The following is an 8,059-nucleotide window of genomic DNA, read 5'->3' as shown; positions in this document are numbered from 1 at the left end:
CTCAAACCGGCCAGCGAGGAGTACCTCGACTCCGAGAAGTACCAACTCCGCCCGCGCGACTGGGACACAGCCGAACAAGACGGACGTACGATCGCGCCCCTCATCACCGCGCTCAACGACATCAGACGGCGCCACCCCGCACTGCACGGACTCAGGAACCTGCGCTTCCACCGCACCGGCAACGACGCGGTGATCGCGTACAGCAAGCGCGCCGGTTCGGACGCGGTCGTGGTGGTCGTCAACCTCGACCCCCACCACGCCGAGCAGTCCACGGTCACGCTCGACATGGCGGAACTCGGCCTGGGCATGGACGAAAACGTGTCAGTACGCGACGAGTTGACAGGCGAGACCTACCTCTGGGGAAGGACGAACTACGTGCGCCTGGAACCCGGGCGGGCACCCGCGCACGTCTTCCACGTCCAGCTCCATGCCGAGAACACGTCCTCGTCGTCGCAGATCGGAGCGTCAGGTACGCCATGACCATGAACAAACCCATCCCGGACACCTTCGAGGACACTCCACAGAAGGACCGGGACCCGGACTGGTTCAAACGCGCCGTCTTCTACGAAGTCCTCGTCCGCTCCTTCCAGGACACCGACGGCGACGGCATCGGCGACCTCAAGGGTCTGACCGCCAAACTCGACTATCTGCAGTGGCTGGGCATCGACTGCATCTGGCTCCCGCCCTTCTTCGAATCGCCACTGCGCGACGGCGGCTACGACGTCTCCGACTACACCGACGTCCTCCCCGAATTCGGCGACCTCGCCGACTTCGTGGAATTCGTCGACGCCGCCCACCAACGCGGCATGCGCGTCATCATCGACTTCGTCATGAACCACACCAGCGACCAGCACCCGTGGTTCCAGGAATCGAGGAACGACCCCGACGGGCCCTACGGCGACTACTACGTCTGGGCCGACGACGACAAACAGTTCCAGGACGCCCGCGTCATCTTCGTCGACACCGAAGCCTCCAACTGGACCCTCGACCCCGTCCGCAAGCAGTACTTCTGGCACCGCTTCTTCTCCCACCAGCCCGACCTGAACTACGAGAACCCCGCTGTCCAGGAAGAAATGCTGGCCGCCCTGCGGTTCTGGCTGGATCTCGGCATCGACGGCTTCCGCCTGGACGCCGTCCCCTACCTCTACCAGGAGGAAGGCACCAACTGCGAGAATCTCCCGGCCACCCACGCGTTTCTCAAGCACGTCCGCCGGGAGATCGACGCGCTGTATCCGGACACGGTCATCCTCGCGGAGGCGAACCAGTGGCCCGAGGATGTCGTCGACTACTTCGGCGACTTCCCCAGCGGCGGCGACGAATGCCACATGGCATTCCACTTCCCGGTGATGCCACGCATCTTCATGGCCGTACGCAGGGAATCCCGCTACCCCGTCTCGGAAATCCTCGCCAAGACCCCGGCCATTCCCTCCAGCTGCCAATGGGGCATCTTCCTGCGCAACCACGACGAGCTGACGCTCGAAATGGTCACCGACGAAGAACGCGACTACATGTACGCGGAGTACGCCAAAGACCCGCGTATGCGCGCCAACATCGGCATCCGCCGCCGGCTCGCCCCGCTCCTGGACAACGACCGCAACCAGATCGAACTGTTCACCGCCCTGCTGCTGTCCCTGCCCGGCTCACCGATCCTCTACTACGGCGACGAGATCGGCATGGGCGACAACATCTGGCTCGGCGACCGCGACGCCGTACGCACCCCGATGCAGTGGACCCCGGACCGCAACGCGGGCTTCTCCTCCTGCGACCCCGGCCGCCTCTACCTGCCGACGATCATGGACCCCGTCTACGGCTACCAGGTCACCAACGTCGAGGCGTCGATGTCCTCCCCCTCGTCGCTGCTGCACTGGACCCGCCGGATGATCGAGATCCGCAAGCAGAACCCGGCGTTCGGCCTCGGCACATACACCGAGTTGCAGTCGTCCAACCCGGCCGTGCTGGCGTATCTACGGGAGTACAAAGACGACCTGGTGCTGTGCGTGCACAACTTCTCCCGCTTCCCACAGCCCACCGAACTCGATCTGCGCGCCTACGAAGGACGCCACCCCGTCGAACTCATCGGCGGTGTCCGCTTCCCCGCCATCGGTGAACTGTCCTATCTCCTCACCCTCGCGGGCCACGGCTTCTACTGGTTCCGGCTCTCCCGAGTCCTCTCCCGCGCTGCCCGAGGGCGTTGAAGCGCGGGCCGGCGAAAGGACGCGTCACCATGCCGAAGACCGCAACCGCATCGCTCCGGCCCAGCAGCGACAGGGTCGCCGCCGACCTCATGACCTCGCTGGCCGGGCTGCTGCGCGAGTGGCTGCCGCGGCAGCGCTGGTTCGCCGGCAAGGACCGGCCGGTCACGGACCTCGCCCTGCTGTCGATGACCGAGCTGTATCCGGGCTGTCTGCATCTGCTCGTGCACACCGGCCAGCCGAGCCACACCGGCCACTGCGGGGTGCCCGCGCCCGGTGGCACTCCCCCGGCCGGCGACTGCTATCAGCTGGTGCTGGGGGTGCGCGAGCATCTGGTGCCGCGCCTCGGCCGGGCGCTCATCGGGCAGGCGCACGAGGGTCCGCTGGCGGGTCTGACCGTGTACGACGCGCTGTACGACCCTCACTCGGCCCAGTTGCTGCTCGAGCGGCTCCGGCACCCGGGTACGGTGGGCCCGCTGCGCTTCGAGGCGGACCCGGACGTACGGGTACCGGCCGGGCTGGCGCCTCGGCTGCTGGACGCCGAGCAGTCCAACTCCTCGGTGGTGTACGGGGACGCGTTCATTTTGAAGGTCTTCCGGCGCATCCAGCCGGGGGTGAACCCCGATCTGGAGGTGCCGGGAGCGCTGGCCGGGCAGGGGTGCGGCCGGGTGCCGGCGCCGGTGGCCTGGTTCCGGACGACCGATCCGTTCGCGGCGACGCTCGGGGTGCTGCAGCCCTTCCTGCCCGACGCGTCCGACGGCTGGACGCTGGCGCTCGGTGCGCTCGCCGCGGGCCACGACTTCACGACGCAGGCCCGTGAGCTGGGCCGGGCCACGGCGGAGGTCCATATGGCGCTGGCCTCGGCCTTCCCCTCCGGGGCCCATGACGAGAACGGGCGGACGGCGGCCGTGATGACCGAGCGGCTGGACGCCGCCGCGCGCTGCGTACCGGCGCTGCGGCCGTTCGTCCCCGGGCTGCGCACCGCCTTCCGTGCCCTGCTCTCGTGCGATGTCGGGCCGCCCGCCCAGCGCGTCCACGGCGATCTGCACCTGGGACAGGTACTGCGGGCCGGCCGGGAGTGGTTCGTCATCGACTTCGAGGGCGAGCCGTCCCGTCCGCTCGCCGAGCGGTGCGGCACCCAGTCACCGGTGCGGGACATCGCCGGGATGCTGCGCTCCTTCGACTACGCCGCCCGGCAGCGCCGCCCCTGGCGCCCGGAGTGGGCACGGCGCTGCCGGGAGGCCTACTGCGCGGGCTACGCGGCCCACGCCGGCTGGGACCCGCGCAACAAGCACGGCCTGCTGCGCGCCTACGAGACGGACCGAGCCGTGTACGAGGTCCTCTACGAGGCCCGGCACCGCCCCGACTGGCTTCCCGTACCGATGGCGGCGATCGAGCGTCTCGCCGTGAGAGGAGACTGAGACCGTGGCCCTGCGCGACACCACTCCCCCCGAGGCGGCGGGCCCGCCCCCGCGCAGACCCCGGCTGACCGTGGCCGCCCCTCCGCCGGCACCCGACGACCGTGCGCGGCTGCTCTCCGGCGCGCACCACGACCCGCACGCCCTGCTCGGTGCCCATCCGGTGCCGGGCGGGGTCGCGGTACGGGCACTGCGCCCGTACGCCCATGCCGTGAGCGTCGTGATCGACGGCGAGCGCACCTATCTCGCCTCGGAGGGCGACGGCCTCTTCTCCGTCCTGCTCCCGCTCGACACCGTCCCGGAGTACACGCTGCTCGTCTCGTACGAGGACACCGACCACGAGGTGCACGACCCGTACCGTTTCCTGCCCGCGCTCGGCGAGCTGGATCTGCATCTGATCCGCGAGGGGCGCCACGAGCAGCTGTGGAAGGCGCTCGGGTCAGAGCCGATGACCCACCAGGGGGTGACCGGCACCCGCTTCACCGTGTGGGCGCCGAACGCTCAAGGGGTGCGTGTCGTCGGGGACTTCGCCTGCTGGAACGGGACGGCGTTCCCGATGAGGTCCCTCGGCTCGTCCGGGGTCTGGGAGCTGTTCCTGCCAGGGGTGGGCGAGGGCGCCCACTACAAGTTCGAGATCACCTCGCGCCACGGCCACCGCCTCCTCAAGGCCGACCCGATGGCCCGCCAGGCGGAGGTGCCCCCCGCGACGGCGTCCATCGTCACGGCCTCGCACTACGAGTGGGGCGACGCGGAATGGCTGGCCGGACGCGGAAGCACCCCGGTGCACGAGGCCCCGTTCTCCGTCTACGAGATCCATCTGCCGTCCTGGCGCCCGGGACTGACGTATCGTCAACTCGCAGATGTGCTACCGGGGTACGTATCCGACCTCGGCTTCACCCACGTCGAGCTGATGCCGGTCTCCCAGCACCCGTTCAGCGGCTCCTGGGGATATCAGGTCACCGGCTTCTACGCGCCCACCGCACGGCTCGGCACCCCCGACGACTTCAGGTACCTCGTCGACGCGCTGCACCGGGCCGGTATCGGCGTGATCGTGGACTGGGTGCCCGCCCACTTCCCCAAGGACGACTGGGCGCTCGGCCGCTTCGACGGGGAGCCGCTGTACGAGCCCGGGGACAGCCGGCGGGCCGAGCATCCGGACTGGGGGACGTACGAGTTCGACTTCGGCCGCCGTGAGGTGCGCAACTTCCTGGTGGCGAACGCCGTGTACTGGTGCGAGGAGTTCCATGTCGACGGGCTGCGGGTGGACGCGGTCGCGTCGATGCTCTACCTCGACTACTCGCGTGACTCCGGTCAGTGGTCTCCCAATGTGTTCGGCGGGCGCGAGGACCTGGACGCGGTCGCCTTCCTCCAGGAGATGAACGCGACGGTGTACCGGCGGGCGCCCGGTGTGGTGACCATCGCCGAGGAGTCCACGGCCTGGGACGGCGTGACCCGCCCGACCGACAGCGGCGGCCTGGGCTTCGGGCTGAAGTGGAACATGGGGTGGATGCACGACTCGCTGGGCTATATCGAGCACGAGCCGGTGCACCGCAAGTACCACCACGACGAGATGTCGTTCTCGATGGTGTACGCGTACAGCGAGAACTACGTGCTGCCCATCTCGCACGACGAGGTCGTGCACGGGAAGCAGTCGTTGGTGTCGAAGATGCCGGGCGACTGGTGGCAGCAGCGGGCGAATCATCGCGCGTACCTCGGCTTCATGTGGGCCCACCCCGGCAAACAACTCCTCTTCATGGGTCAGGAGTTCGCCCAGGGCGCCGAATGGTCGGAGCCACACGGACCCGACTGGTGGCTCCTCGACCCCGCGTACGGCGCCGAGGCCGACCACCGGGGCGTGCGCGACCTCGTTCGCGACCTCAACACGACCTACCGCCACACCCCCGCGCTGTGGCAGCGGGACACCGACCCGGCCGGCTTCCAGTGGGTGAGCGCGGACGCCGCAGAGGACAACGTCTTCGCGTTTCTGCGGCTCGACGCGGACGGCACGCCTCTGCTGGCCGTCTCCAACTTCAGCCCTGTGGTCCGCGCGGAGTACCGCCTCGGGGTGCCCGAGGACGTCCCGGCCTGGTGCGAGGTGCTGAACACCGACGCCGCCGCCTACGGAGGGAGCGACGTCACCAACCCCCACGCCGTCGAACCCGAGCTCCACGCCTGGCACGGCCGACCGGTCAGTATTCGCGTGACCTTGCCTCCGCTGGCCACGGTCTGGCTTCGTCCGGCCTAGTTTTCCGGATCGTTGTCGGGTGCGGGTGGGTGGGGCTTCTCGCGCAGTTCCCCGCGCCCTTTCCGGGGGGAGCGAACGGTCAGGAATGAAGAAGCCCGCCGACGCTCTCCCGGCCTAGCGTGGACGGCAGATCCCAGCGAGCAGAAACAACCACGGAGGAGTACGTCATGACCGCCGGACTGAAGACCATCATCTACCCCGTCAAAGACCTGGCCCAGGCGAAGGCCCTGTTCAGTGCGCTGCTGAAGGTCGAGCCGTACGCGGACTCGGCGTACTACGTCGGGTTCAAGGACGCGGGGCAGGACGTTGGCCTGGACCCCAGCGGCCACGCGAAGGGGATGACGGGTCCGGTGCCGTACTGGCACGTCACCGACATCCGGTCGACGCTCGCGGAGCTGCTCGGGGCCGGCGCGGAGACGCTGGAGGACGTCCACGACGTGGGCGGCGGCCGGCTCATCGCCTCGGTGAAGGACACGGACGGGAACCTGATCGGGCTCGTGGAGGACACCGCGGCGGAGTAGCTCGCGAGCAGCGGATGCGCCTGCACTAGTTGCATGGACAACGACCACCTCGCCCTCTGTTACCGTGCACATATGGCAGCGAACACGGCCGGTCTGCGGCTCGAGGACCAGTGGCGGGACATCCTGTCCGTGCACGCCCGCACGATGTGCGAGATCGACCGCGTGCTGCATCCGCACGGCCTCGGCGCCAGCGACTTCGAGGTGCTCGACATCCTCGCGTCGGGTATGGCGGCGGCCACGGCGGCCGGGGACCTGTGCCGGGTGCAGAACATCGCGGAGAAGGTCCACCTCAGCCAGAGCGCGCTGTCCCGGCTGATCGGCCGACTGGAGAAGGACGGCCTGGTGGAACGGTCCGTCTGCGCAGAGGACCGGCGCGGCGTGTGGGTCACCCTCACCGACAAGGGCCGGGACCTGCACACGGAGGTCCTGCCACTGCAGCGCGACGTCCTGTCCCGCATGCTGCAGCAGGGCTGACACCCACCGGCTCCCCGCGCACTGCCCCCTCAGCGCAGCAGGTCCCGTACGGCCTCGAAGGCGGCCTCCACCGTGGCCGGGTCCGCGCCGGGGCGGGCGAGGGCGCTCATCGGGATGGGGGTGACGGGCGGCAGTCCGCCGTACGGGGCCAGCCCGTCGGGGGCGGGGCCGACGGCGGCCAGGAGGGCGACGCCCTGGCCGGTGCGGGCGATGTCGAGGACGCCGGCGAGATAGCCCGCGTCGCCGACGACCGTGGCGGCGACACCGTGCGCGGCGAGCGTCGAGATGGCCCGGCGCCGGATCGCGCACGGGTCCTCGACGGCCACCAGCGGCACCGGGACGGGTGCGGTGGGGGCCTCCCAGCCGGGCGTGGCGTGCCAGGTCAGGGGCAGACCACCGACAGGGGTGCCCTCGGTCGCCGCCGCCTCGGTCACGTACACCGCGACATCGACGCTGCCCCGCTCCACGGCCTCGACGAGCCGTGCCGAGCGGTCGATGCGGAACCGCACCCGGCAGCCGGGGCGCACCTCCTGCACGGCCGCCGTGAGCCGGGGCAGGAACTGGTCGGCCGCGTGTTCGGTGGAGCCGATGGTGACGGTGTCGCCGTCGATGTCGAGCAGTGCGCGTACGGCCTCGTCGTGGACGGCGAGGATGCGGCGGGCCTGCTCGACGAGGAGCCGTCCGTCGGAGGTGAAGCGGGTGCCGCGCCCCTCGCGTTCGACGATCGCGCGACCGAGCGTCTTCTCCAGCCTGCGGACGTGCTGGCTCACCGCGGACTGGCTTAGGGCGAGGGAGCGGGCCGCGCGGTGGAAGCCGCCGCAGTCGGCTATCGCGGTCAGGCTGCGCAGGGCCACGATGTCGAGGACAGGTTGGGGCATACGGCGACGGTAACCGCTGCCCGGCATCGATCGTGATCGCTGATCGGTTTCGATGCGGAATCGTCGTTGGACGCGACGCGGCACCGCCGGTCATGATGAACCCATGATTCCCGCGACCGCCTCTGCTGCCTTTCTGACGCAGCGCCGAGTCATCGACTTCGGTGTGGCGTGCAGCGCGCGCTGTCGTTGATCCGCTGATTCCCTGCCGCCGCATCGGCGGCGCTCTCTCCGCGCTCACATCGAGTGGTCCCCGTTGGACTGACACGTGTCGGTCCGGCCTCTCACTCGTGCGGTCCCGCTCCTTTCCCCTGCCCTGAAACGGGAGTTGCTG

7 protein-coding genes are annotated in these 8,059 nt (G+C 69.6%); 6 read left to right on the top strand and 1 reads right to left on the bottom strand.

The features are described from left to right. From ACFU53_RS28105 to ACFU53_RS28080, 6 genes are all read left to right on the top strand, one after another. Positions 1-480 (top strand): DUF3459 domain-containing protein (locus ACFU53_RS28105; protein WP_383998108.1); only part of this gene is annotated, 480 nt, incomplete at its 5' end. Next, positions 477-2,195: a maltose alpha-D-glucosyltransferase gene (gene treS, locus ACFU53_RS28100; RefSeq protein WP_383998105.1), complete on the top strand. Its 1,719-nt coding sequence runs from the start codon at positions 477-479 to the stop codon at positions 2,193-2,195. The genes ACFU53_RS28105 and treS, both read left to right, overlap by 4 nt. A gap of 29 nt (positions 2,196-2,224) precedes the next feature. Further along, a complete protein-coding gene (locus ACFU53_RS28095) occupies positions 2,225-3,613 on the top strand; it encodes a maltokinase (RefSeq protein WP_383998102.1) in 1,389 nt (462 codons plus the stop codon). Between the two features lie 4 nt (positions 3,614-3,617). Then, a complete protein-coding gene (gene glgB / locus ACFU53_RS28090; RefSeq protein WP_383998099.1) occupies positions 3,618-5,855 on the top strand; it encodes a 1,4-alpha-glucan branching enzyme in 2,238 nt (745 codons plus the stop codon). 167 nt (positions 5,856-6,022) lie between these two features. Continuing rightward, positions 6,023-6,376: a VOC family protein gene (locus tag ACFU53_RS28085; protein ID WP_383998096.1), complete on the top strand. Its 354-nt coding sequence runs from the start codon at positions 6,023-6,025 to the stop codon at positions 6,374-6,376. Positions 6,377-6,448: 72 nt separating this feature from the next. Then, positions 6,449-6,850 (top strand): MarR family winged helix-turn-helix transcriptional regulator, encoded by a 402-nt coding sequence (locus ACFU53_RS28080; RefSeq protein ID WP_383998093.1) that lies wholly within the window; start codon positions 6,449-6,451, stop codon positions 6,848-6,850. Between the two features lie 29 nt (positions 6,851-6,879). Here the strand turns inward: ACFU53_RS28080 and ACFU53_RS28075 are convergent, their stop codons facing one another. After that, positions 6,880-7,728, bottom strand: a complete 849-nt coding sequence (locus ACFU53_RS28075; protein ID WP_383998090.1) for a LysR family transcriptional regulator — start codon at positions 7,726-7,728, stop codon at positions 6,880-6,882. Positions 7,729-8,059: the final 331 nt, after the last annotated feature.

Origin of the sequence: Streptomyces sp. NPDC057474 (genome assembly GCF_042802555.1) — a bacterium.
GTDB lineage: Bacteria > Actinomycetota > Actinomycetes > Streptomycetales > Streptomycetaceae > Streptomyces.
Note: the sequence above shows the minus strand (reverse complement) of the source record. Positions and strands in the feature narration are given on the sequence as shown.